The organism is Bacillus sp. AR2-1 (assembly GCF_008368755.1).
GTDB lineage: Bacteria > Bacillota > Bacilli > Bacillales > Bacillaceae_G > Bacillus_A > Bacillus_A wiedmannii.
The window spans coordinates 16,145-41,238 of record NZ_QORY01000043.1 but is presented as its reverse complement, the minus strand read 5'-3'; the positions used below and the strand labels follow the sequence as shown (position 1 = coordinate 41,238).

Here is a 25,094-nt window from a genome sequence, read left to right as displayed (position 1 = left end):
TCAACTCCAAATTTCAGTTTTTATTGTATCACCGATTATTTTGATTCCACGAACTATTTCTTCTTCTTTCAGACGTGAAAATCCTAATCGAAAAGTAGTCGCTCCTCCTCCATCAGAATAAAAAACATCTCCTGGAGAAAATGTAACCCCTTGCTCATAACACTTTTGTAAAAGTGTGCGGGCATGAATTTTTTCTTCTAACTCTATAAATAAATGAAGTCCACCATCACCGGTCATTCTTTGAAACGGAATGTACTCGTTACACGCCCCAACAGCTAATTCATATTTCTTCTTATAAACTGATCTTGCCTTTTTTAAATATTTTTCAAAATATCCTTCATGTAAATATTGAAATAGAACAGCTTGATCTAACGTAGATGTGTGAATCGTTCTTGCTCTTTTTACACTTTCTAAATGATGAATCAGTTCTTTATCGGCGATGATCCAGCCTACACGTAAACCAGGGAAAAGTACCTTTGAAAAGCTACTAATATAAATTACATTATTACCAGCGCCAGCAAAAGTTAATAATGGTGCTAAGTGTGAACCTGAATAACGTAGCTCTTCATTAAATCCATCTTCTATAATAGGAACCTTATATTTGGAGAATAATCTCATCAGTTCCGTTCTTTTCTCCGAACTCGTAACAATACCGGTTGGATTATGATAGGAAGGAATTAAATATGCGAAATCAAACTCTTTTTCACGCAAACTTTTTTCTACTTCGTTCGTATCGATGCCATCTTCATTCATATTAATTCCGTGAACTTCAAGTCCATGTAAACGGAAAAGCTTCAATGCAGCATGGTGAGTTGGATTCTCACAAATAACCCGCCCTGATTTCTTCGATAACGAGGATAGCACGATGTCTAATCCTTCTGTAAATCCATTTGTAATTAAAATATCTTTGTTCGAAATATCTACACCTTTCATTTCCATATAATGAAGTAGATAATTCATTAAAGGTCTATAACCTTTTGCGTATCCGTAGTTTAATACGACATCCCCTTCAATGGACATACGAGTAAGAAAAGCTCTTTTGAAATTTTCCACATCAAATAGCTTTTCGTCCGGAGCAATGCTATTAAAAACAATCATTCCTTTTTCCCAGCGAACACCATGTTTCATTAAATCTAATTCATCCGCTAATAAGGTAACTGTATTAAGTTTATGTTTCCAATCTATTTCAACAGACGAAGTGTTCGATATATCAACCTTCGCTACAAAATTCCCTTTCCCTTTAACTGCATAAATGAGTCCTTCTTGCTCTAAATCCGCATAAGCAGCGAGTACAGTATTTCTGCTCACACTTAGTAATTCACTTAGTTCCCTAGTTGAAGGGATTTTTTGATCCCCGAGCAAATGACCTTTCATAATCATCTTTTTCAAATAATCTTTCAATTGAATATAAACGGGACGATCTTTCACAACTTTAAAATCTTTAAACAATTCCTTACCCCCTGCAATCATTTTTGCATATTTATTTCATTCTCAAAAGGTCCACTACATATGTATTTTTTATAAAGGGCGGTACGGTCTTATAAAGTGGAACTTTAATCAATGGGGCTGATTATCACCCACTGATTATTATCCCTTAGTAACAGGCATTTTACTGCCTATTACTAAGGGATAAATCTTTGCGGTATAAGTTAATTACATCTTTTAAAGCTGCTGCTGCGGCCCCACGTGGATTGGAAGCACCACCAATTGTAGTAACTTGCCCCATCGTATCTGTAAAGAACGTAATTCCTTTTTCTGTTCCATTTACTTTTGCTAGTGGATGATCTTTATCTATTTCGTACGGTTCCACATGAAGAGCCACTTTACCATCCTTATCCTTATATGCTGAAGCTATTAATTTAATATATTTATTTTGTTCTTTAGCATTTCGAATTTGTTGTTTTGTAACATGTTCAATACCCTTTATATGTATATCAGTAAGCGTATTTTCTGTTCCCATTAAACTGTTTGTCAAAAGTAACAATTTACACGCACTATCAGAACCACTTACATCTAATATTGGGTTCGTTTCAGCAATTCCTTTACTTTGCGCTTCTTTCAGTGCTTCTTCAAACGTAATATCTTCCTCATTCATTTTCGAAAGGATATAATTTGTAGTCCCGTTTAATATTCCTTCTATTTTTTCAATATGGCAACCAGCTAAACTAAATTGACCAATATCAAGTGTCGGTAATGCCGCCGCAGTTGCACCACTATATCGAATTCGTACATTTGCGATTTTTGCTGCTTCATTTATTTCTCTCCAGTTTGTAACGAGTGCGCCTTTTGAAATTGCTACAATATCCATATGGTTCTCAATCGCTTGTTTTATATATTGTTTTCCTGGATTTCCATCTTTAAGGTTTGTAACTGTTGATTCTACTAATACAGTTCCACTTATGCTAGTTGTTGCTCGTTCCTCTGGATGATGTTCAATGTATTCTTCAATTGCAGCGCTACCGCCACCATACATTAATAAGTGATGAATAGATAATCCATCCTCATTATGTATTGCAACATTTCTACCTAATACAGCGCTTACCACTAAATCTATTCCATATGATTCATTTATATATAAATATTTTTCATTTAATAATTTTATAAACTCTCTTCCTACTGTCCCATATCCAGATAATACAACTTGAACTTTCATAATATCCCCCCATATTTTTCTACCATATCCCTCTTTCAATATAATATAAAGCGCCCTCGAATTCCATCGAGAGCGCTTTATTATTACCTATTTCGGTAATCTTGATAATTTTTCTGCAATTGTTCTATAAAACTCTTGAATGCTAGAAAAACCTAACGTATCTGAAACACTAAGTCCTACCATATCGAGATGGTCCCAATTTGCTTTTGTTTCAATATGATTCCATTTCCCAATCTGTAAATGCTCATTACTATTTACAATAGCATTAGATGAGGGCGCGACCATAGAATTTGTATTTACTACACCGTCATTTTGCCACCAAGAAGTATCAATTAATGGTCGATTTTCTTCATATCTTGCATAGGAACCTAAGAAAAACGCATTACCCATTAACACCTTATTCATCGTTATATGAGGTAGATGTAAACCTGTTATAGGTGCCGCTTGTGATGCATGACCACTATATGATAAGTAATACACATCTGATTGCGTTTTTACCCAATTATTAAGCTCCTTTGCACCATCTGTACTTAAATCCCATTGACTTATATCTTTTGTATCTTCCCAAAGTGAACTATTTACAATACGATCAGTATATTGGAAAAAAGACTCTCCAGTATTCTTTTTTAACCCCCATTGATCCAATTTAAAATCATATAACGATAAATTATTATTCCCTCCAAAACTTGCAGCTGTAATGAGTAAATCTTTAACGAACGGTAGTAGAAGACTACCATCCGCAAGTGTCGTGCCATTGTGAGGAGTTGCTAATGTTGTCACACTATGAACATATGATTTCTTGCCCTCAAATAGTGGTGATATATTCGTGTTCGGATGATTTTTCACATGATTTTTTTCTTCAAAACTACCTTCTTTTAATAGCTGTACTAATGTTCTAATTGTTTGTCCGCCCATGCTATGCCCAACTAAATGAACTTTATTTGTTTCACTCCAATTCGGTGCAAAACCACTATAAGTTCTACCAAAACGATTATGTCCATGTTTCTCAGCATGTGCGGCACCGTAGTCTACTGTACCTCCATTAATTTGCGCATATAATTCACATGCACGATCCCAGTTACTAGAAACTGGTCCAACAGCAGCAGTATGTACTGTATAGCCACTTCTTTTTAAATCTTCTTGTATATCATGAACACCACCCCAATATTTAACCCCTAACATTTCCTCTCTACCCCACCCAGCAAATCCATTCACTAATATGATAGGATAATCATTTTGTTGTTTCTCTTCAGCGTAAGTTATTTTTGCTGCGAATAAAAACACAGTCCCTATTGCGAATAAACATATTTTTAAAAATAATTTCCCCATGCTTCCTCCCCCTAATAAAACGTTTACATTTCCCTATTAAAAATGAGTTCTTAACTTAAACATAATGTAAAGTATTTTATATACATTGTATATAGAGAAAACATACACAAATGTTGATAAATATTAATTCAAGTGAGGAATTACTTTTTACAATATAACTTGTAAATCTAATTATTTAAATTTATAATTAAATATAGGTTCCTTATATTAAATAGCTTTAATAATTATAAGAAAACTAATTTTATTACTTAAGGAGGAGGAAAAGGCATGCAAATCGGATTAAATATTCATACGTTATCTCAACCTACTAAAATAACTCCATCTAATCTTGAGCATAATACTATCTCTTCTACTAAACTTGAAGATAAAAAATCAAATGATCCCATCAAATTTGATATTCGTTCATCTGAAAAAGAAATGAAACAACCTGAGCATAAATTTAACGAATTAGATTTATGGAAGATGTTAAAAGATAAAGGTGTTCCTTTATGGATCATACTTGAAATGCTACAAAGGTCTCGTAAGGAAAAAGAATCTCAAAATAATTCAGTTCAAAATTCAAATGCGATTGAAGAACCGAGCGAGACGCGATTAAATGAAGTAATGTAAACTATGTTATCTAAATGGTCTAAAATTAAAAAGAGTTCAGGGCTGATAAAATTCCTATCAACCTTGAACTCTTTTTTATGATTTTTCTCCAATCGTGACAAATTGAACTGATACTTCTTCCTCAAAATCTTTAATTAACTTTCTTACTTTTACATATTCATTAGTCAATGTATTATCTGTCGACATTTTAGGTTTTTCGTCACCTAAAGATTCTTTCAGATGAAGAAGTTGCATTTTTGTTTCATTTGCCTGTATTTCTTTATATACACTATTGCTCGCCACAATTACATACCATAGTGTTCCATAATTTCGATTATTACCAAGCCAAGCATCACTATCATATGTAACTGGTATCACTTTTCCTTCTATTTCAATACTTTTTATATTCTTTTCTTCTTCATTTATAAATAATAGTGAACTTTCTTTTGGAAAACTCGGTAACGTATCTAAAGGTTTAGAATGAGATGAATGATCTCTTTTACGAAAAATTTTTGCTTTAATCATCGCTTTTGCAGTAGATGCATTTAATATCAAAACCCTTTTTTGGTCAAATCTACCTGTTTTCACCGAAAAAACTTCATGTTCTTTCGTATTTTCCTTATAACGATTCATAATTGTTGAAGTATGATTCTCATCTCCAATGATTAATACGCCGTTAGCTGGAAATCTGTTTTCATTTTTAGAGCATGCACTTAAACTTATTAAAATTAATATACTTAATATGAAAATAGAGAGTGGTTTTTTCATCACAGTTCCTTTCATAACTCAAATTGTTTTTTTACATGCTTTTCTACAATCTTACTTGCTGATATTCTCTACTGTTCCATAGTTTTATAAAGCTTTTGTAAGTAACGCCAACGAGTTATAAAGAAATATAAAACTTGTATACATATAAATGAAATTAAAATTATGATAGAGCTATTCATAATAGAAAAATCGACTAATTGTTGTAATGCCATATAAGCGACCACAGTATGAATCACTGCAACTATAATCGGTAAGAAGAACATTAATACTAATTGTCTTGTTACAACTTTTTTCAACTCTCGTTTACTTAATCCCATTTTCGAAATCATCTTATATTGCTGCTGATCGCGGTCCAAATCAGTATATAACCGGAAATAAATAAAACTAGCAGCGAAAGTAAAGAAGACGATTCCAACTAAAACACTTGCCATAAGTAATAACCCATTCGTTTGTTTTGCACTTAACAACTCTATAGTTAGTGCTCTAAATTCAAAATGTATGTCTCTAGGATCTTGATCGAATATGTCACTTAATTGGTTTGAAATCTCTTTCGTTTTTATCCAATCATCTACAACAAATCCATAAGTTCGATATTGAATAATATTTTCAAAATCTAGATTACTATTAAGCGGAATTTCATCATACACATGATCTTGAATCGCAATATTAATCCCTTCCGTATCGTGTGGCAAAACTAAATTATCTACAGTTTTTTTCACATGAAATGTCTTTGTCCAATCGCCTTGAATGACTTCAATATTCTTTTTATAATCACCATTTTTAAACTCTTGTTTTTGTGATACGACTCCAGGGATTAATAACATTTCATCTTCTTTTTCAATCGTTTCTTGTTGGTACCCGAGTGCTCTCGCAAGTTCGTTATATTCACTTAACTTCATTACATTTACATTACTTTCTGTATAAATATCTGAAGTGGAAGCCATTCGATATGGAATATTAGAATCAGCAAGATGTTTTTTTATAATCGAGAGATGTTTATCCGTTATTTTATTTTTATCAGGAGCTGTATACAGAAATGTATACGGGTTTGTCATCCTTACCAAATCTTTGTTTCCAAGAGCTGCTGTCGTGCCAATTGCTGTAAAAGCAACTGCTGAAATAATAGATACTATAAAAAACATTGTTGCATTATCTTTCATACGGTATATTAATTCTGAAAATGTTAATATATTGGTTCTCTTTAAAAAGAAAGATTCACTCCTTTTCACAAGATGCAATATATAAACGCTACACTGTGTATATAAAAAGTACGTTCCTATAATTACTAGGAGAACACCCATTCCGAGCGTAATAAAACTATAACTTGGGATAAAGCGAAATACTAAAATATAGCCATATCCTATACTAAATAAAGAAAAAATTGATAATAAAATTGACGATTTCGGTTCAGGCTTTGGCTTTTCCCCTGCTTGAATAAGTTCCACAAGTTCTGTTACTTTTATCATTTTAAAAGTAACTAGCGAAACAATTAAAAATAAGAATAGAAACGTGATGCCAGTTAATAATACCGCCTTTACTGGTATATAAAAAGGTAAGCCGTTACTAATCATTAATACACTGGCACTTATTAATAAAACTAGTTTAGAAAATATAAGTCCAATAAGAACCCCTATACAAATTGAACCAAGTCCAATTAACATATTTTCAATTAACAATAACTTCTTAAGCTGTCTCATTGACATACCTTGCATCATTAAAATGCCAAATTCTTTCTTACGCGTTTTTAAAAACGAACTCACTGAATATAGAATGAAGAAGAATGAAAAGACAAAAATCAAACCTTGAGAAACTTCAAATCCTAATGTACCAAATGTACTTATTGTTTTACTTGTCGATTTCAACTCCCCCTGTAAATCAGGATGGAATAATAAAAGAGCATACGTAAAGAAAATCATTATAGAAAATGCACTACTTAAAAAATGGGCAGCATATGTACGCTTATTACGAAAAATATTATTAAATGCGAATTGACGAAAAGTCATGCCTTTTCCCTCCTAACAAAGAAAGGACATCCATAATCTTTTGATAAAATGCTTGCCTGCTTTCACCACGATAAATTTCGTTATATAGTTGACCATCTTTAATAAAAATTACTCGGCTGCAAAAACTCGCTGCATACGGATCATGAGTCACTAACATCATCGTAGCTTTTTCTTCCTTATTTAGAGTATCTAACATCTCCATTACATCATTTGAAGATTTAGAATCTAAATTCCCTGTTGGTTCATCTGCGAGTAATAATTGCGGCTTATGAACAATTGCACGAGCAATTGCTGTTCTTTGAGCTTGGCCTCCTGATATTTCAAACGTTCTTTTATTCAATATATCTGTAATATTTAATTTCTCTGCGATTTCTTGTACGCATTTGTTCATTTCTTGCACAGAAACGCCATCTAATGTCATCGGCAATACGATATTTTCCTTCACTGTAAGCGTGCTAAGTAAATTAAATGATTGGAAAACAAATCCTAATTGTTTCCTACGGAATAAAGCTAAATCTTCTGATGATAACTGGAAAGGATTTGTACCGTTTATTACTATTTCTCCTGAGGACGGAGAATCGATAGTAGATACCATATTTAATAATGTAGTTTTCCCGCTACCAGATGGACCCATAATCCCTACAAATTCGCCTTCTTGAATCGATAAATCAATATCTACTAATGCTTTAAAAGGTATTTTCCCTTTATATACTTTACTAATATTTTTCGCATGTAAAATTTCCATTTCTATTCTCCCTTCATTTGCACTTCTCACAATAGAGTGTAAATGAATTCTCTTATAGCTCATATTGATTCATCTTTCATTTATCTTACACGCTTGTAAGATTTCTAAAAAAACTGATAATAATACTATATACAAATTAAAATTAACGCATAACTATCTTATAATAATTGTATAGTGATAGGAAATACAATTGTATATCAAACCTTTATTATAAAAATGAGAAAAGACCGATTGCTTTATCGGTCTTTTCCTTCCCAAAATTATATTTTTAACTAACGCTTTTAATTGAAATGTTTTTGCGTCACCATTTTAATTCTTTTTCACTTTATAATACCCTCTACAAAAAATTGATTGCTTCGGTTTGATCGCAATTAACAAAGAATTGTATATGTCTGAAGCAGAAATTATTGCGTTTATCCAACATACAAATAATAAGATTGACCTAAAATTGCCTGATACAAAAGATGATATAATGCCAGGAATGACCGATAGTACAATAATAGGTAAACTCATAAAGATCCAAAAACGCGTTTTGGATAGAATTGCATTTGTATTTAGCCAAAAAAATATTCCGCTGCAAGTTAAGCTAATATCCCCCATTTTATTTATAACAATAACGTGTAGATATTCATGAATGATGAAGACTAAAATACCTAAAATGATAAGATAAAATATATTAATATGAGTGAAACTTGCTCCAAAATAATACGGTATTAGAAAAATAATGATTTGAAGTACATATACAAACTTCATATAATATTTTCGGTGCCAATCATTTTGTATAAAAGGAGTCCATTCTGACAAATCCATACTTATTTGTGGTAAGTAACGAAACCAAAGTATAATAAGCTTTCTCCTCCCTTGTTTAAACTATTTCATACTTTTAAAAAATGTAATCCACTAACACTTAACCGTTAATTTTAGATACAAACTCCTTTATGCTTTTATTAAAGCTTAAGGTAATTCATTTACAGAATTATTAGAGTGAAAATTTAGTGTTTTCACAAATAAACACTTTCGACAAAATATTCCAAATCCCTTTTCAAATATGTTGTTTATAAAATGGTTCTTGCATGTACAACTTAATACATCTGTTTTCGGTGAAAAGCACACAATGCAAAAAAGCTTAGAACTTTAGCTCTAAGCTTTTTAATGATTTCATTACATTTTCGCTCCTTTTAAAGAGCGCTATTTTTTATCCATTCGGATTTACTCAATACATAATGATTATAAATTTGATTTTCTATCATCTGTTGACCCAAATAAGTAAATCTACATTTTTCAATGACCTTATTTGATGGTGCGTTGTTTATTAATGCAATTGCGTTAAGGACATCCACATTTGTATTTTTAAACAAATAGTCAATCAGTCCTTTAGTTGCTTTCGTTGCATATCCATTATTATGATATTCACTTGAAACAGCATACATAATTTCTCTATTCGGTGCAGGAAGCTCATCTTTCATACTTGTGCAGCACCATCCAACAAATTCATTTGTCGTTTTCTTAAATATTCCTAGTCTTAATATGTGATCATCTATGTTAGTCGTAGTTCTCACTGCATTAAGAAATGCTTTATTTTCTGGTATTTCATAATTTGTAACCCAATTAACTCGTTGTTCTTTCGTTGATTTCCAGTCCGGTAAAAACTTTTCTATGTCCGGTTGATTTGCTATTTTATAAATACTTTCTGCATCTTTGACCGTAAACTCTTGTAGGTATATATCACCACAATCTATTTTAAATAGCTTAGTCAAACCCTCTTCTCCCATGTCTAATCCCCCTTACTTACGTTAAAGCGCCTTAATCTGCTTCGTAAGTTCCATAAACCGTTCATCTAGTTCTTTATATTCTTTGTCTTTAGGAGTTAAAAAGCTTAATTTCCCTAATACTTCTTGTCTTTCTGTTTCTAACGTTAAACGTAGCTCTTCAATTTCATCTCTTGTTTTCGTAGGTTCTTCGAGCTGCTTTTGTATCGTATTGTTTACAAACACAAGTTTTGCCGTAGTTGTTTTCTCCAAAAAATATCGATCGTGAGAAACGATAACAAGTGTTCCATTATACTCAGCTAATGTGTTTTCAAGCTGTTCACGTGATGGCAGATCAAGGTGATTCGTCGGTTCATCTAAAATAAGTACATCTTTTTCATCTAAAATATAAGCCATAAGCTTACATTTTACTCGTTCCCCCATACTCATATACTCAATCGGCTCTTTCCATTGAGAAGCTTGAAAACCTAAATGTTTCATTAAATTTTGAACTTTCCCTCTTTCTTCAAATGACTCTTTATAAAATAAATCTTCTGGTGTTTTATCAAGTGGTAAATCAAATACTTCTTGTGTTAAATAACCAATGTTTGCTGATGGTGAAATCCATACTTCTCCTTCAGCAGTTTCTGTTCCCATAATCATCTTTAGTAACGTTGTTTTCCCACTACCATTCGGTCCAATAATCGCAACCTTCTCACCGTGCTGAATTGTAAAATTAACGTTTTCAAATAATGTTCGTTTATTAAATTCTTTCCGCAATTGTTTTACTTCTAAGAAACGTTTTCCTACTTTTTTACTCGCTTGAATAGAAAATTCAACTGAATAATCTTCTTTCACACGTTCTACTTTCGTTTTCTCTAGCTCTTTTTCAAGACGTTTTCGTTTCGATTTAACTTGCGCGTCCATTCGCTTCGCCTTTACACGATAAAATTCTTTAACACCTTCTTGTTTTGTAGACTGCGCATGTGCCTTTTGTGACCATGAACTTAATTCTTTTATATGTGTTTCTACTTGTTCTATTTTCTTTTGTTGTTTTTCATATTCACGCTGTTGCTTCATTCTTTTATGTTCACGTGCTTTCATATAACTCGTATAATTCCCGCTATGATCAATTAATTTCTTATCCTCAATTGACCATATTCTAGTCGCAACAACATCTAAAAAATATCGATCATGTGATACGACGATAACTGTACCTTTCATATTTTTTATTTGTTTAATAAGAAATTCCGTACTCATCTCATCTAGATGATTTGTCGGTTCGTCTAATATTAAGACATTAGGATTTTGGGCAAACCCTTTTGCTAATCGAACTTTTAGCTTTTCACCACCACTTAAAGTAAGGAAATCATTCGTTGGCACGCCCCATTTCGCAAGTAGTTCTGCTTCTTTTGCAATCATATCCTTGCTAACGAAAGATTCTTTTTCTTGTTCAACATATGCAGTTGTCATATTCATTTGAAGCCATTCAACAGTACCTTTTGACGGTTCAATCTTCCCATTTATTAATTGAAGTAATGTTGATTTACCAGCCCCGTTTTTACCAATTAATCCGATAACATCCCCTTGTTTTACTGTCACATTCATTTTCTCTAACAAAGTATTTTCCTTTATTTCAACATAAACATCATTTAATTTTAATAGTTCTTTCATAATACCGATCCCTTTCATTAAGGGAGAATAAAAAAATCCTCCCAAATAAATTTGGCAGGATTAGTCGTTAAAATATTTATACCCAAATAAGCTATTACACAACATAAATAGCAATACCGTTGTATGGAAATTGGGCAGACTAATCCTATTTTTTAGAAATTGAAATTTATTGAATTTCAACATTTAAAAATAAGATTAGTTAATCATCGTCCACCCATCATTCCTTTCCGTCGTTAGTAACCATATTGTACCATGATAGTACTGTATGAGTAAATGCAATTATATGTGCTATTATAAAGTTTGCTTTCTTCAAGGGCTATTTATCATTTCTTAAATTCATTTTGAACAAACAGCATTTATTGTACTACTTGCTTTATATTTCCCCAAAAAGTAAAACCCTAAGTACCCCCTCTTATATAATTTTTATATAAATTTATGATTAATTATATGTTATTCGTTATCCAATAATATCTTATTGTTTTTCGATAAATTTTTATTGATTACTCTCCTATAATAAGATATTATATGTTTACAGAAAATATTAATATAAGGATTGAATTTATGGACAAAACATTAAAAATTACAAATTCAAATATTATTTTAAGGATCGTTCTCATCCCGATTATAGTAGGAGTAATTGTTGGTATACTAACTAAATTGGGGCAAGGTATACTTCCAGGAAATTGGAATTCATTAGTTAACCTAGGAAGCGTTTGGTTAGTTCCATCCTTTTTCGTGGCTAGCTTGAGTTATTCTAAACGTACAGCTATACTTTCTGGCATCCTTGCGCTACTCGGCATGATATTAGGCTACTATGGTTATGCAATAGTTATTAAAAATGTAGCTCACTCTATTTATTTTATATCTGTATGGATTGTATGTGCATGTATAGGAGGAACTATCTTTGGAATTGCAGGTTTTCTATGGAAAGATACTACAAATCCACTTCATAAATTCGGAAGCGCGCTTATTAGTGGAGTTTTTGTAACAGATGGACTTCACATTCTTTTACATTTTGAAGACTATAGTCACATGTTACCTGTTGGATATACCGAAGTGATAGTCGGGATTATCTTGATTCTTGTATTAGAACGCTCTAATGCTAATCGAATTTCTTCTTTCTTAATGATGGTTCCTATCACTATTTTAGGATTAATTGGATATAAATTATTAAGTTTGTTTGCTTAATATCATGGAAAAACAAAAGACTCATTCTATTATAATCCATAATACATATCACGAATTCAAACATTATACTTATTAATGTTGATACACTTATTCATAGGATGGATTCATGAAGCTGTCTCTTTCAAAGAGATGGCTTTTTTCTTACAAAAACTATTCATCAGCTTTATATTAAATCCTTCTAATTTAACAATCGTATTTATTAGTGTGTCATTATACATACTAATATGATCTTTTACCATTTCATATACTCGATATAAAGTGAAACCTTAATAGATAGTTAATCCCCCACCTAACTTCTTTGCTTTCGCTGAATTTTGAAGTGGGGTCTTACTGCCCATTAAAGCGGGATAAAATAAGGCTAAAAAACTTATCTTCAAAGTTCTTTAGCCTAAATCACTTATTTACACATTAATAAATATAATTCGTACAACCGTACCTTTACCAACTTCTGAATGGATTTCTACACTATGTCCTAATTGTTTTGTAATTTCATATACAAGATATAGCCCCATTCCAGTTGACTCTTTAAAATCTCTACCATTTTCCCCTGTAAAGAAAGGTTTAAATACTCTAGGTAAATCTTGCTTCGGTATCCCTACGCCATTATCGGCAATTTCAAGTATAACGTTATTATCTTCCTTACAAGCTTTCACTTTAATCTTTTCTCTACTACCTGAAGAATATTTAATTGCATTCGATAGTATTTGTCCAATTAAAAATTGTAACCATTTCGCATCACTTTCTACAATAATGTCTTTATCGATTTTAAGCTCTGGATACACAAAATTTCGGATAAAGAAGCGTTTATGTTCATGAACAGAATCATTCACTATTTTATGTAGTTGTACTCTTTCTACATAAAAATCTTGCGTAAATGCTTCTAAACGTGCGACATATAGAGCCATCTCTAATCCCTTTTTTAGCCTATCTGTTTCCTCATTAATACTTTCAAACCGCGGATCGACTTCATCTTGTGTAATTAATTCTATTACAGATAAAGGTGTTTTCATTTGATGTATCCACTGGTTCATAAAGGTTAAATGATCATTATTTTTTCTCTCTTGTATTTGCAGCTGATTTTGATAATGTCGATATTGCACCTCAAGTAAGTCCTGAAGTGCAGTAGATAAAACTGCAAAATCTGATTTTTGAACAGAATCATCCAAAGAATGCATCGGATTTGCTAATCTTTCATAGAACGTACGATGAGTAAAGTAACGAAATACTAAATAACCTACCATAAAAAAGACGCCTAAAAACATTGCATATAATGCCGTTGCAATATGTTTATGCCCGTCAAACCAATATACAAGAAATATGACTAGTAGCTGAATTATTGTAAAACAAATGAGCGGTATATGATCACGAATAAATAATTTTATCATTTCTCTATACCATTATCCCAAGTAATATGTAATCTATAACCGACACTACGAATCGTTTCAATTGCATCTTCAATCTGTAATGTTTTTAACTTTTTACGCACACGAGTTGTATTTACACTCAATGTATTATCATCAACATAAGATTCACTATCCCATAATTTATTTAATAACACTTCTCTACCCACAACACGCGGATAATTTTTCATTAACATTTCTAATAAAATAGCTTCATTTCTCGTTATATCAATTTCTTGATTCTTAAGCTTCAATACAAGCCTTTCGGGATATAAACAAAGACCTTGTTGCTCAACCATCCGTTCTTCTACTTTTGGTGCATAATCTCCGTAAGCACGTCTTAAATGACTACGAATTTTAGCCATTACAACTTCGTAATGGAATGGCTTTGAAATGAAATCATCGCCACCGTTTTCTAGCGCCATAACTTGATCCATTGTGCCTTCACGAGCCGAAATAAATAATATCGGACATGTAGAAACTCCTCGAATTTGACGACACCAATAGTACCCATCAAAACTTGGTAAATTAATATCTAATAAAACTAACTCTGGTTGTTCTTCTAAAAAAATGTTTAATACATTTTGAAAATCCGATACAATAATTCCTTCATACCCGTATTTCGCGACATGTGTTGATAATAGTTCTGCAATTTTCATATCGTCTTCTACAATCATAATTTTAACCATGTGTTTACTCCTTTTTCGATCCACAATCTTATATTCAATTATATAAAATAAATACTACCTTTTTTTATATAATCCGTAAATCAAAAAAGGATACTTTTATACAAAAGCATCCTTCTGTTATTATTCTTATTTAATATGAAATTCACTCAAAGTAAACCCCAGTTTCTCCACATAATTCATACCTAATTCCATCCGAGCAGTCTTCAGCGGATCCACAACTTGGCATACTTTTAAATCACCGGCAGCTGATAATAAAAGTGTTGCATCATCTTTAGACATTTCTAATTCTTCATGTAAAAATGTCACCATATTACGTACAGCGCGATTCGCTGCATCATCTAACAATTTCTCTGAAGCAATCGTCATAAGTTTTTCTTTTTGGATCGCCATTGGTAGTGGCCATTTCTTTCCTTTTATAATCTGAACAGTTACCGTCACCTCACCAGCAACCTCTACTCCACTAACACCAATTTCACCATCACCCATCGCTGCGTGTAAATCGCCTAATGCTAATAGAGCACCAGGAACATTTACAGGTAATAATAATGTTGTCCCTTCTTTTATTTCTTTACAATCCATATTCCCGCCGTGATCATGCGGTGTGCCACATGAAATGCTCTCTTCTTTCGGCGCAGTACCAATTACACCAATCATTGGATTAATCGGGATTTGCAGTTCATTTGAAAATAAAACATGTTCATTATGTATCGGGACAATTTTCACGGTATTTTCATTTAGCTCTTCACCCATTACACCAAGATTCGTACCTGTAGTTAAAACACCTTGCTCTGCAATTTTTATCTTTTCAATCTTAACAACTAATATATCACCAGGTTCTGCACCAATGATATATACAGGTCCAGTCGCTGGATTAATTCGGTTCCAATCTAATTCTTGAAACGCAACATCTTCAGAATCAATTTGATTTTCAAAGCAATCATATGTTTCAAATACAAGACGACTCCCAATTTCTACTTCCATACATGGTTTGTTTTCTGGTGACATTGCGTAAATAATATGGTCTTTATGAATTCGATACATTTTATCTCTCCCCTTTTATATTAGTCTACAATTACTAATTAGCTTTTTTCACAAAAGCTCCTTTGAAAAATTAATAAATTTACATATAGAAAAGCACCTAGCTTATTTTCATACATACACTCTTTACTAAAACAGGTAAAGAAAGGTGGTAGCACTATGCCCCTTATTCCATATAACGAAAGCGATGTTGATTTACTAGCTCGTTTAATTCGTGCTGAAGCTGAAGGAGAAGGTCGACAAGGTGAACAACTTGTTGGTTGCGTAGTAGTAAATCGTGTATTTTGTGATTGCTTAGATTTTAAACAACTTCGAACTGTACGTGATGCAGTATATCAAAGCCCTGGCGGATTTGAAGCAGTGCAATACGGATATTTTTATCAACGCGCGCGTGATTCAGAAAAAGACATCGCAAGAAAAGTTTTACAAGGTGAATGGCGCTGGCCAGCACGTTGGGCTCTTTGGTATTTCCGTCCAGTTGGTGTTTGTCCACCTGAATGGTATAACCAGCCATTTGTCGGGCAATTTAAAAGCCATTGTTTTTATGAACCACGTGGTGATGAATGTCCGAAAATGTATTCACGGTAGCAAAATATGAAACGCAAGTACTTAGCTTAGATCTCTGAGTACTTGCGTTTCCTTTATTTTTTAGAAATCTAATAATGTGATGAATTTTTCAATGCCTACTACATGTATTAATAACGGTATACGTGGGCCGCTAGACTGATTTATAATGAGCCTATATATAATAATAAATAATTGTTTTTGATTTTCTTTCATTATTTTTTTATTTTCATGATGACAAATCGAATACAATTGTTCCATTAAGTTAGAGTAATCTTTGTTAGAACGAAGAAGTATGGTGCAAGCTTCTACTAGCCACTCTTTCTGCTTTTCATCTATTGTGTTGTAAAACTCTATATTTCTCTCTTGATTTACAGCAATTAATTTTTCAGTTTGAAAGTTTCTAACCCAATACTCTGCACGTTTGCTTATCGCTATCATATCCTCTAATGCATAATTCCTATCTATTTTTTCTAATATACCTTGTAAAATAGATGAATCAAAATTTAATAGCGGTAACGTTCCTGCTACTTGATTAAATTTCGGATATTCTTTAATTCTGCTATCAACTCTAGAAAGTTTAATTGCATCAAATAAATCTTCATTTTTGAGCGTTTTATTCTCATAACTTTCTTTCAATCGTTCATATTCTGTATAATTGCGAATCACATCTTCATCAAGACCGATATGAAAAGCTGCGTTTGGTCTATATTTAGCAAACATAAAAAGAATTACTTCTGGTAAATATACTTTTAACAAATCATTAGGTGTAATACTATTCCCTGAAGAACTTGACATTTTTTCATGATTCCCTTTAATTCTAATGAAATCATAAGCAACATAATGAGGAGCTTCACGATTAAATATTTTCATTGCAATTTCCTTTGATACATTATAACTACCCGTTTCCGAAGAATGATCTCTTCCGCCCGGTTCAAAAATAACATCCTCTATCATCCATCTCATCGGCCAATCGATTTTCCAATTCAGTTTCATTTTATTTGTATTTAATACCGATAATTCAGTTTGATTTCCGCATTCACATTTATATCGTACTGTTTTTAATACTTCATCAAAATGTGTAATCGTTGTTGCATCTTTCCCGCATTTCTCACAATATAATGTGACTGGATAAAAGCTCTCTCGCTCTTCTTCACTACACTCTCCTATTTTAAAACTCATTAAAATATCATATATTTCTTTTCTTTTATATAAAGCCTCTAATATGTTTTTGTTATATCTTCCACTTCTATATTCAGCATGTTGATATATGAATTCCACTTCACCCCCAAATACTTGAAGCGATTTCTCAAACTCTTTTTCAAAATGCTCTGCATAGGAGTTATGACAGCCATATGGATCTGGAATATCACAGTATGGCATACCAATATATTTTGCAAAAGATGGATCAATATTTTTAGGAACTTTTCTAAACCTATTATAATCATCCCATGAAAATATAAAACGAGTCTTTTTCCCTAAATCTTGAAGTGCTCTTACAACGAAATAAGTCGTTATTATTTCGCGAAAGTTCCCGATATGAATAGAACCAGATGGACTTATTCCAGATGCGCAAACAAAAGTTTCTTTATTTGGATGTTTTCTTATTAATTCATGTGCTACTTCATCCGCCCAATACATATATTACTCACCTCAATTGATTTTTTATTTTCACACTTTCAGTTTTATGCAATAAAAAAACTCCCACCCCCAAGATTATTCATCTTGAGGACGAGAGTTATTAGCTTCGCGGTACCACCTCAGTTTGTTAATATGTCGCCATATTAACCTCTTCAGGTACGGCAAAATATGCGTATACCCTATCTCTATAACGGGAGAATCCGTCGCACCATCCCTAAACAAATTAGTTCCTTGCGCAGCTCCAAGCCTTTTTTCGTCAAGCTGTATACCGCTCTTTCTCAGCTACCAGAGCTCTCTGTACGTATTCTTTCTTAACTACTCTTCTCTTCCATGCCATTTTAAATATTAGTTTTTTCATATGATAATTTATAACACCTTTATTGTCAAACTTTTTCGAATAAAAACTCTATCTAAATAAATGCTTTATCGCTTCTAATTGAATTTTGTGGCTACACTCATCGCAACAATATGTTCCTTTCGTTTTCTCTTTAAATCGTTTATATTTTTCACTACCTTCGTAAACACGAAATACATTTTTGCAAGAAAAGCAAACAATTTCATAAAACATCATATGCATTTTCCTCTCCATGTTTATACATTTTTTTAATCACTTAAGAAAATCAGTTTTCTATAGTACAAATCTTAATATCCTCTGACTAAAAGGTTTACCTTCATTCTTATCGAATTATATAAATATCTTATAAGTTGAGGTGAACATCTTGATCAGTAATATAGAATTGGTTTTAGATGCTAAAGCAAGTTTAGCTGAAGGACCATGTTGGAATGAAAATATTGGAGCTGAAACTATATGAACCGTATCGATTACATAAGAAACGAAGAAAGGAAATATCATGACCTTTGCTATGAACAATACAAACTATTTGAAACTGGTTCTTGGCTTTATAAACCGGTTAAAACAGTTCTGGACTTGATGGATTACTTTGAAGGACAAACTAACTTACAAGTACTTGACCTCGGCTCTGGCGTTGGTAGAAATAGTATTCCAATTGCACAAAAAATAAAAAATGCTAGCGGCACTGTTACATGTGTGGACTTACTTGATTCCGCTTTAACAAAATTACAAACTTACAGCAAAGAACATGATGTATTTGAAGTCATAAAAACAGAACAAGCAGCTATTGAAAACTACTATATTGTCCCTAACACTTATAATTATATCGTTGCAGTATCAAGTTTAGAGCATGTTCAATCAGAAGAAGATTTTAAAAAAGTGCTCCATTCTATGAAAAAAGGTACAAAGATTGGTGGTATCAATTGTTTCATTATTAACTCGAACATACAAGAAATTGACTTACATACGAATGAAGAATTAGTTGCTTTAATTGAAATTAATCTTCCCACTGAAGATATGCTACATCTATTAAAAAGCATTTATAAAGAATGGCAAGAAATAGAAATTGAAATAAAAGAATTAGCGTATAATATAGTCCGAAACGAAAGACACATTCAATTAAAAACAAATGCTATAACATTTGTTTTTCAGAAATAAAACTATAAAAGGTAAGGTTTTTTCCTCATATATTCATAGAAACACCCTTACCTTTCAATTGTAAATCCTTGGAAAATTGCTTCGTTATTAGTTTTAACTTCATTTAAAACATTATTTTTATTAGAAATACTATTTAGCTATTAATTGAATTCATTCATTTATTAATAATTGCTTGTCGAGCTTTTTCTTTATCATCAAAATGAATAGTTGAATCTTTTAAAATTTGATACGTTTCATGCCCCTTCCCTGCAATCAAAACAATATCATTAGTAGATGCCATGTGTATTGCATGATTTATAGCTAGTTCACGATCTACTTCTATTTTATAATTCAAATTATTATTCTGTGAAAATCCTTTTTCAATATCTTTAATTATTGCCTTCGGGTCTTCCGAACGTGGATTGTCAGAAGTAATAAAAATAAAATCGCTATAACTTCCAGCAATTCCACCCATTATAGATCGTTTTTTTGCGTCTCTATCTCCACCGCAACCGAAAACAGTAATGATTTTACCTTTTGAAAACTCGCTAATTGTAGAGAGGACATTTTCTAACGCATCCGGTGTATGAGCGTAGTCCACTATTACAAGGAAATCTTGGTTTTCGTCTATAATTTCCATTCTACCTTCAATGCTCTTTAAGTTACATAAGCTGTCACTAATGTTTGTAAGCGGAATACCTTCAACCAATGCAGCTGTTATTGCTGCTAATGCATTATAGACATTAAAGCGGCCTACTAGATTTAGATTGATTTCTATTTCTCCATTAAAGGAAGAAACTAAAAACTGAATTCCTTTTGAACTTAAAGTTATGCTCTTCGCTTGAACATCTGCTCCATTATGTATCCCATATGTGATCACTTCAGCAGAAGTAACTTTTTTAAAGTATTCTACCGATGGATCATCTGCATTCAAAATAGCAATTTTTTGATCTATAGTAGAAAAATCATTTCCTAATCTTGAAAAAAGAAGACCTTTTACGTGCTTATATTCCTGAAATGTTCCGTGATAATCCAAATGATCTTGCGTTAAATTTGTGAAAACAGCAGTTTTAAAGTTACATCCTTTAACTCTCTCCATATGTAACCCCTGTGAAGTAACTTCCATAACACAATAATCTACATTTTGATTTTTCATCATTTGCAAATTCCGTTGAAGCGTTGGAGGTTCTTGTGTATTAATATCAGTAGGATACCATTTCGAACCAACTTTCACTCCGTTATTCCCCATAAGCCCTGTTTGAAATCCATAATCAGTTAAAATTTTTTCAAGTAAATAGGAAGTGGTTGTTTTACCATTTGTTCCTGTAATTCCAATTAGCTTCATTTTATTAGACGGGTAACCATAGAAATGTGACGCAATAACTGCCATAGCGTATCGTGCATCATTAACAATTATTTTAGGTATTTCAATATTTACATCTCTTTCTACAATTAACGCCACAGCGCCATTTTTTACTGCATCTTCAACAAATTGATGCCGATCTTCAAGAAAACCATCAATACCTGATACACATATAAATAGATTTCCACTAGTTATTTTTCTAGAATCCATTTCTAAGCCCGTAATTTCTACATCCATATCCCCAACGATTTCTTTAATCAAAAATAAATTCGCCAGTTCTTTAAGTTTCAAATCCCCGTCCCCCTTTATACATCCTCCTATTAATTTTACCATTTTATTCAAAGTTTATGGTTTTAAATTCCATATTAGTTGAACGCAATATAATCATCTTTAATAAACAAAAAAATAAAAGAGCACTTGTTTCCGCAAGTACTCTTTTTGGGGATTTTGAGATACCCTATTAAAGAAAGTTAAGGTTACTTAAAGTTAATAGGTAATTATATTATATGCTTGTCCTTTTTATTTGTGCATAATCAATATATAAACATCTTTAGTAATTGTTAATAACTTTTATCCCGCTTTAATGGGCAGTAAGACCCCCACCTCAAAATTCAGCGAAAGCAAAGAAGTTAGGTGGGGGTCTTACTGCCCATTAAAGTCCGATTGGTTCAACTAATAATCAGTGGGGGATGGAGAACCCCCCCACTGATTAAAGTTTCACTTTATTTATAGTTCTTTCTTGCATTTTATCATTAAGAAATTGATTGAAGGTTTATTTGTCATGTTCTTATTTGGTTCATCAATTTCCGAAACTTGTACTAATCCATATTTATTAAAATCTTGTTTTATAGATTCAGAATCATAGAAGAACATGTTTACGCCTTCCATTATCTCATAATAGTCTTGCTCCAACTGTTTTCCTTTTCCATACATTGGAGCTTTTTTTGAAACTGTTGTAAAAACCATATATCTGCCTGGTTTTAACTGATTATAACAATCTTTAATAAATTTCTCTCTTTCCTGCTCATTCAACAAATGAAGAAGTGCATGACTAAATATCCCATCATATAGTTTATTATCAAAAGGCATTTTGTTTACCGAACCGTGATACATACTAACATCTTCTAGTCCGTTTTCTCTTGCTAAATCGATCGCTGTTTTCGAAATTTCAATGCCTGTTACATTTATACCATTTTCGATAAATACCTTTGCGTTTCTCCCATATCCAATACCCGGAACTAATATGTCTTTAACATTGTTTTCCACAAAAAAATCTTTTGTCAAAATTGCAGATTCTGTAGGTTCAAACCCCCACATCGTTTGCTTCTCAATAAAGCTTGATTCCCAAAATTCCATTATATTTCTATCTCCTTATTCTTATCTCATGTTTAATATCAGATGAAAGCCATATTCATTTTAAAGCTGCTTTTTTCACCACAGTCACTATAGCTCCATTGAATATAGCATAATAATAAGCCTATATCTATTTTAAAGATTGGTGTAAAACTCACTCTTTTTTATCAACCCATATGTTTTTGTAGAAAAATAAAAAAGCCAATACTTTTGTTGTGGTATTAGCTTTTCTCAGGAGAAATTATCTTTTTGTATTGTGCTGATTTAATATTTTTTCTAACATTTCTAAAGTTATCGGTTGAGCTTTCTCTATTAATTGATAACCAATACGTCCATTCGGCTCAGCTGTAACTTGCTGCAAACTCTTTAAATCATGAATTCCTTTTTCTCTTAATTGCATATAAAGTTGTTGTTCAGACATTTTTGCCTTCATCAAGTTCGCTTTAATAATCTCTCCGTTTTCAACAATTACAAAGCTACTGCCATTTAGGAATTGTTCCGCCTTCCTTGATTTCAGTTCAAAGAAATGAATGATAAGAAGTACGCTTGCAAATATTACAGCTGCAAATATAGATGGGACTACTTTCCTACTTAATACAGGCTCTACAATAATACGTGCTATTGATACTACTATAATGATTTCAGCTCTCGTCATTTGGCTAACAGATTTACTACCCGTCATTTTTAATGCAAGAATCCCAGTAAAAATTAAAATAATACTTTCAAAAATAATATGCATAATAGCCCAATCCTTTAATGGTAAATGTTATTAGCATTCCCATTTTATATAGCATTCTAAATGAACTTTAATTAAACTTTTTTGTGAAAATTAAAAGTTACATATATAAAAAATGGATCTATTTAGATCAATCTTTTTTCAATAAGGATTTGATAATCCATCTTCTATTGTCAAAAAAAACAAAAGCACCCAAATGGATGCGTATAGATTAAACTTATTCATTATTACTTTCTCCACTTTCATCATCAACTGATTTCAAGTCTAACATGCTGCCTATATCGGGCGGTAAAGCTAACTCTATACCAGCTACTGGTTGATTATCTTCATTAAACCATTGTTTCTTAAATTTAATCAATTCTTCATTTTTCTTATTTTCATCCATATTACCCCGCCTTTTATGTACATGATATTAAATACTTTACTTAATATGTACATTAAGAAAGATAATATACTTTTTATACATAATGAAAAAGCAAAACCCCTGCCTGGTTTACATACCCGATGTACCTATAAAAAAATTCTCGTACATGTTACTCCGCGCTCTGTTATCATATTAGTGTCGAAACATATGTAGGCTATGTGACAAGTATCTGTTCGTTTTGTTCATTATTCATATGAGACAAATACTTTTAAAGGAGTAATTATTCCTTGACTTAATTCCTTAAAACATTGAATGCGTCCTGTATATAAATGTTAAAAATGAAGAGTTATCTAACGAAGAGCTTCTAAGCTTATTTTGTGTACGGTACCACTATGAAAGAATCCCAAAGTTACTACGAGAATACATCATGAGCGATGTTGTCATTGATTTAGATACGGACTATATTTATATTCCTAATAGATAGCAGTAAACTAGTTGAAATGAATAGAAATTACGATTCAGCTAAGTGTTTAATAAAATAAGTGAATGCCCAAATTAATGTCGCAAATTGAGTGACAAAATACATTGTCCATTCAAAACCAGTCAATTTCCTCTCTCGTTTCACTTTCTTTAAGTATCTGTAAAATATAAATGTACTTAAAAACATAAGTAACAATGATAATTGCTGTAAATCATCGACTATACGTACCCCCATAGACTCCATCAACCTCCTATTCAAAGTAAATACTATACCTTAAGGATATCACCTATTGGTAGTTTATTTCCATTTAAAACAATTATGTCCTAAACGAAATGAGCACTCAACAATTGAGTGCTCTAAAAAGTATTAACGTAACAATTTTCTTCTAGTTTTTATAACTCAGTTCTATCACTTCCAATATAAGATTACTATCATATTTCCTTTTATAGAGGTAACGTCAGGAAAATACGAATTTTCAACGTTAAGGAATTTTCATTACTCCATAACCATTTTTAAGTTATATTCAAAAACCATGCTTTGACATTGTCTAGAGCATGGTAATTATTTAAACAAATATAAATCTGCTAAGTTAATTTTTTAGCTCATCTATTTATTGAATTCATTAACTGGAAGAAGTATTCAGGTTTATGAGTCTTATTTAGGTTATACCATGCATGTAATGTATCTGGTGCAAATACATCTAATTTTTTCAGTACTTCCATCGCAAATTCCAGAGGAGCTATTCCTGATGCAGTAACTAAATTCGCATCAGATACCGCAGATCCCAACTCATAGAACTTTTCTCCTTTATAGTTAGGACATACCATTTTAGTGTATTCTAAATTATTACTTGTATGCTTTCTAGTATCTAAGTATCCCATATTGGCAAGGGCCTCAGTTGCACCACAAATTGCAGCAACAATAGTGCCAAACTTTAAAGCTTGGCCAATTCTTTCCAAGATAGGCTGATGAATTTCTTCACTCCAAGTAGTCCCTCCTGGTAAAATTAAAAGATCTTTACTCTCAAAAGTACATTCATCAAGGGAAATATCTGGTTTTATGCTCAGTCCCCCCATAGTAGTAATCATTTCTTTATTAGCTCCTACTGTAATTACTTTTAAAGGTACTAAATCTTTTTTAAAATATCTTCCTGAGTTTAGTTCGGTAATTAAATATCCATATTCCCAGTCCGACATTGTATTAAATACATATAGAAAAACTTTTTTTGTTTGCATCCCATATCACTCCAATCACAATTGATATGGATATTATAATATAAC

General features: G+C 32.0%; 24 protein-coding genes and 1 other annotated feature. Of the genes, 4 read left to right on the top strand and 20 right to left on the bottom strand.

Annotated features, from left to right (window positions below):
- The 3 genes from pdxR to DT250_RS30555 form a co-directional block, all read right to left on the bottom strand.
- Positions 1-1,449 (bottom strand): MocR-like pyridoxine biosynthesis transcription factor PdxR, encoded by a 1,449-nt coding sequence (gene pdxR, locus DT250_RS30565; protein WP_046959518.1) that lies wholly within the window; start codon positions 1,447-1,449, stop codon positions 1-3.
- 160 nt (positions 1,450-1,609) lie between these two features.
- Positions 1,610-2,653: a homoserine dehydrogenase gene (locus tag DT250_RS30560; protein ID WP_088063565.1), complete on the bottom strand. Its 1,044-nt coding sequence runs from the start codon at positions 2,651-2,653 to the stop codon at positions 1,610-1,612.
- Between the two features lie 87 nt (positions 2,654-2,740).
- Positions 2,741-3,982 (bottom strand): esterase/lipase family protein, encoded by a 1,242-nt coding sequence (locus DT250_RS30555; RefSeq protein ID WP_149214316.1) that lies wholly within the window; start codon positions 3,980-3,982, stop codon positions 2,741-2,743.
- Positions 3,983-4,249: 267 nt separating this feature from the next.
- Here DT250_RS30555 and DT250_RS30550 point away from each other — a divergent pair, with 267 nt between their 5' ends.
- A complete protein-coding gene (locus tag DT250_RS30550; RefSeq protein WP_048560973.1) occupies positions 4,250-4,591 on the top strand; it encodes a DUF3914 domain-containing protein in 342 nt (113 codons plus the stop codon).
- A gap of 75 nt (positions 4,592-4,666) precedes the next feature.
- On the opposite strand, the gene DT250_RS30545 is transcribed toward DT250_RS30550, so the two are convergent.
- The 6 genes from DT250_RS30545 to abc-f form a co-directional block, all read right to left on the bottom strand.
- Positions 4,667-5,338, bottom strand: coding sequence for a lipoprotein BA_5634 family protein (locus DT250_RS30545; RefSeq protein ID WP_149214315.1), 672 nt, complete (start codon positions 5,336-5,338; stop codon positions 4,667-4,669).
- A gap of 68 nt (positions 5,339-5,406) precedes the next feature.
- Complete coding sequence (locus DT250_RS30540; protein ID WP_088063562.1) at positions 5,407-7,341, bottom strand: ABC transporter permease; 1,935 nt, start codon at positions 7,339-7,341, stop codon at positions 5,407-5,409.
- Entirely contained in the window at positions 7,316-8,086 is a 771-nt protein-coding gene (locus DT250_RS30535; protein ID WP_088063561.1) for an ABC transporter ATP-binding protein, read from the bottom strand. Before DT250_RS30535 ends, DT250_RS30540 begins: the two co-directional genes overlap by 26 nt.
- 309 nt (positions 8,087-8,395) lie before the next feature.
- The gene (locus DT250_RS30530) at positions 8,396-8,896 is read right to left on the bottom strand and encodes a DUF3267 domain-containing protein (protein ID WP_149214314.1); all 501 of its coding nucleotides are present in this window, start codon (positions 8,894-8,896) and stop codon (positions 8,396-8,398) included.
- 368 nt (positions 8,897-9,264) lie between these two features.
- Positions 9,265-9,858: a GNAT family N-acetyltransferase gene (locus DT250_RS30525; RefSeq protein ID WP_088063559.1), complete on the bottom strand. Its 594-nt coding sequence runs from the start codon at positions 9,856-9,858 to the stop codon at positions 9,265-9,267.
- Between the two features lie 21 nt (positions 9,859-9,879).
- A complete protein-coding gene (gene abc-f, locus DT250_RS30520; RefSeq protein WP_149214313.1) occupies positions 9,880-11,508 on the bottom strand; it encodes a ribosomal protection-like ABC-F family protein in 1,629 nt (542 codons plus the stop codon).
- 561 nt (positions 11,509-12,069) lie between these two features.
- Between abc-f and DT250_RS30515 the strand changes: the two genes are divergently transcribed.
- Entirely contained in the window at positions 12,070-12,696 is a 627-nt protein-coding gene (locus DT250_RS30515; RefSeq protein WP_149214312.1) for a DUF6518 family protein, read from the top strand.
- Between the two features lie 401 nt (positions 12,697-13,097).
- Here the strand turns inward: DT250_RS30515 and DT250_RS30510 are convergent, their stop codons facing one another.
- The 3 genes from DT250_RS30510 to DT250_RS30500 all read right to left on the bottom strand — a co-directional run bounded on the left by DT250_RS30510 (position 13,098) and on the right by DT250_RS30500 (position 15,826).
- On the bottom strand, positions 13,098-14,081 hold the full coding sequence (locus DT250_RS30510; RefSeq protein ID WP_149214311.1) for a sensor histidine kinase: 984 nt from the start codon (positions 14,079-14,081) through the stop codon (positions 13,098-13,100).
- On the bottom strand, positions 14,078-14,785 hold the full coding sequence (locus DT250_RS30505; protein ID WP_088063556.1) for a response regulator transcription factor: 708 nt from the start codon (positions 14,783-14,785) through the stop codon (positions 14,078-14,080). Before DT250_RS30505 ends, DT250_RS30510 begins: the two co-directional genes overlap by 4 nt.
- 126 nt (positions 14,786-14,911) lie before the next feature.
- A complete protein-coding gene (locus DT250_RS30500) occupies positions 14,912-15,826 on the bottom strand; it encodes an acetamidase/formamidase family protein (RefSeq protein ID WP_149214310.1) in 915 nt (304 codons plus the stop codon).
- A 156-nt stretch (positions 15,827-15,982) separates the two neighbouring features.
- Here DT250_RS30500 and DT250_RS30495 point away from each other — a divergent pair, with 156 nt between their 5' ends.
- Positions 15,983-16,411, top strand: a complete 429-nt coding sequence (locus DT250_RS30495) for a cell wall hydrolase (RefSeq protein ID WP_088063554.1) — start codon at positions 15,983-15,985, stop codon at positions 16,409-16,411.
- A 60-nt stretch (positions 16,412-16,471) separates the two neighbouring features.
- On the opposite strand, the gene lysS is transcribed toward DT250_RS30495, so the two are convergent.
- Both lysS and DT250_RS30485 read right to left on the bottom strand, forming a co-directional pair.
- Positions 16,472-18,028, bottom strand: coding sequence for a lysine--tRNA ligase (gene lysS, locus DT250_RS30490; protein WP_149214309.1), 1,557 nt, complete (start codon positions 18,026-18,028; stop codon positions 16,472-16,474).
- Between the two features lie 83 nt (positions 18,029-18,111).
- Positions 18,112-18,368, bottom strand: a binding site (T-box leader).
- Positions 18,369-18,434: 66 nt separating this feature from the next.
- Positions 18,435-18,605, bottom strand: a complete 171-nt coding sequence (locus tag DT250_RS30485; RefSeq protein ID WP_149214308.1) for a DUF2197 domain-containing protein — start codon at positions 18,603-18,605, stop codon at positions 18,435-18,437.
- A 231-nt stretch (positions 18,606-18,836) separates the two neighbouring features.
- On the opposite strand from DT250_RS30485, the gene DT250_RS30480 reads away from it, so the two are divergent.
- On the top strand, positions 18,837-19,538 hold the full coding sequence (locus tag DT250_RS30480) for a class I SAM-dependent methyltransferase (protein WP_149214307.1): 702 nt from the start codon (positions 18,837-18,839) through the stop codon (positions 19,536-19,538).
- A 154-nt stretch (positions 19,539-19,692) separates the two neighbouring features.
- On the opposite strand, the gene DT250_RS30475 is transcribed toward DT250_RS30480, so the two are convergent.
- The 6 genes from DT250_RS30475 to DT250_RS30455 all read right to left on the bottom strand — a co-directional run bounded on the left by DT250_RS30475 (position 19,693) and on the right by DT250_RS30455 (position 25,049).
- Positions 19,693-21,171, bottom strand: coding sequence for a UDP-N-acetylmuramoyl-L-alanyl-D-glutamate--2,6-diaminopimelate ligase (locus DT250_RS30475; protein WP_149214306.1), 1,479 nt, complete (start codon positions 21,169-21,171; stop codon positions 19,693-19,695).
- 435 nt (positions 21,172-21,606) lie between these two features.
- Complete coding sequence (locus DT250_RS30470; RefSeq protein ID WP_088610241.1) at positions 21,607-22,236, bottom strand: class I SAM-dependent methyltransferase; 630 nt, start codon at positions 22,234-22,236, stop codon at positions 21,607-21,609.
- 238 nt (positions 22,237-22,474) lie between these two features.
- Positions 22,475-22,972: a DUF421 domain-containing protein gene (locus DT250_RS30465; RefSeq protein ID WP_149214305.1), complete on the bottom strand. Its 498-nt coding sequence runs from the start codon at positions 22,970-22,972 to the stop codon at positions 22,475-22,477.
- Between the two features lie 214 nt (positions 22,973-23,186).
- Complete coding sequence (locus tag DT250_RS31945; protein WP_087985878.1) at positions 23,187-23,354, bottom strand: hypothetical protein; 168 nt, start codon at positions 23,352-23,354, stop codon at positions 23,187-23,189.
- Between the two features lie 490 nt (positions 23,355-23,844).
- Positions 23,845-24,048 carry a hypothetical protein gene (locus DT250_RS30460; RefSeq protein WP_000538966.1) on the bottom strand — a complete coding sequence of 68 codons (204 nt, stop codon included), beginning with the start codon at positions 24,046-24,048 and terminating at the stop codon, positions 23,845-23,847.
- Between the two features lie 368 nt (positions 24,049-24,416).
- Complete coding sequence (locus DT250_RS30455) at positions 24,417-25,049, bottom strand: type 1 glutamine amidotransferase family protein (RefSeq protein ID WP_098133533.1); 633 nt, start codon at positions 25,047-25,049, stop codon at positions 24,417-24,419.
- Positions 25,050-25,094 lie beyond the last annotated feature (45 nt).

Coding starts and splice junctions, on each gene's coding strand:
- abc-f (WP_149214313.1), bottom strand. CDS start 11,508: ATGAAAGAACTATTAAAATTAAATGATGTTTATGTTGAAATAAAGGAA.
- DT250_RS30510 (WP_149214311.1), bottom strand. CDS start 14,081: ATGATAAAATTATTTATTCGTGATCATATACCGCTCATTTGTTTTACA.
- DT250_RS30530 (WP_149214314.1), bottom strand. CDS start 8,896: ATGGATTTGTCAGAATGGACTCCTTTTATACAAAATGATTGGCACCGA.
- DT250_RS30480 (WP_149214307.1), top strand. CDS start 18,837: ATGAACCGTATCGATTACATAAGAAACGAAGAAAGGAAATATCATGAC.
- DT250_RS30560 (WP_088063565.1), bottom strand. CDS start 2,653: ATGAAAGTTCAAGTTGTATTATCTGGATATGGGACAGTAGGAAGAGAG.
- DT250_RS30485 (WP_149214308.1), bottom strand. CDS start 18,605: ATGCATATGATGTTTTATGAAATTGTTTGCTTTTCTTGCAAAAATGTA.
- DT250_RS30525 (WP_088063559.1), bottom strand. CDS start 9,858: ATGGGAGAAGAGGGTTTGACTAAGCTATTTAAAATAGATTGTGGTGAT.
- DT250_RS30535 (WP_088063561.1), bottom strand. CDS start 8,086: ATGGAAATTTTACATGCGAAAAATATTAGTAAAGTATATAAAGGGAAA.
- DT250_RS30550 (WP_048560973.1), top strand. CDS start 4,250: ATGCAAATCGGATTAAATATTCATACGTTATCTCAACCTACTAAAATA.
- DT250_RS30515 (WP_149214312.1), top strand. CDS start 12,070: ATGGACAAAACATTAAAAATTACAAATTCAAATATTATTTTAAGGATC.
- DT250_RS30505 (WP_088063556.1), bottom strand. CDS start 14,785: ATGGTTAAAATTATGATTGTAGAAGACGATATGAAAATTGCAGAACTA.
- DT250_RS30545 (WP_149214315.1), bottom strand. CDS start 5,338: ATGAAAAAACCACTCTCTATTTTCATATTAAGTATATTAATTTTAATA.
- DT250_RS30460 (WP_000538966.1), bottom strand. CDS start 24,048: ATGGGGGTACGTATAGTCGATGATTTACAGCAATTATCATTGTTACTT.
- DT250_RS30495 (WP_088063554.1), top strand. CDS start 15,983: ATGCCCCTTATTCCATATAACGAAAGCGATGTTGATTTACTAGCTCGT.
- DT250_RS30470 (WP_088610241.1), bottom strand. CDS start 22,236: ATGGAATTTTGGGAATCAAGCTTTATTGAGAAGCAAACGATGTGGGGG.
- DT250_RS30540 (WP_088063562.1), bottom strand. CDS start 7,341: ATGACTTTTCGTCAATTCGCATTTAATAATATTTTTCGTAATAAGCGT.
- DT250_RS30455 (WP_098133533.1), bottom strand. CDS start 25,049: ATGCAAACAAAAAAAGTTTTTCTATATGTATTTAATACAATGTCGGAC.
- DT250_RS30500 (WP_149214310.1), bottom strand. CDS start 15,826: ATGTATCGAATTCATAAAGACCATATTATTTACGCAATGTCACCAGAA.
- lysS (WP_149214309.1), bottom strand. CDS start 18,028: ATGTATTGGGCGGATGAAGTAGCACATGAATTAATAAGAAAACATCCA.
- DT250_RS31945 (WP_087985878.1), bottom strand. CDS start 23,354: ATGGATGAAAATAAGAAAAATGAAGAATTGATTAAATTTAAGAAACAA.
- DT250_RS30555 (WP_149214316.1), bottom strand. CDS start 3,982: ATGGGGAAATTATTTTTAAAAATATGTTTATTCGCAATAGGGACTGTG.
- DT250_RS30465 (WP_149214305.1), bottom strand. CDS start 22,972: ATGCATATTATTTTTGAAAGTATTATTTTAATTTTTACTGGGATTCTT.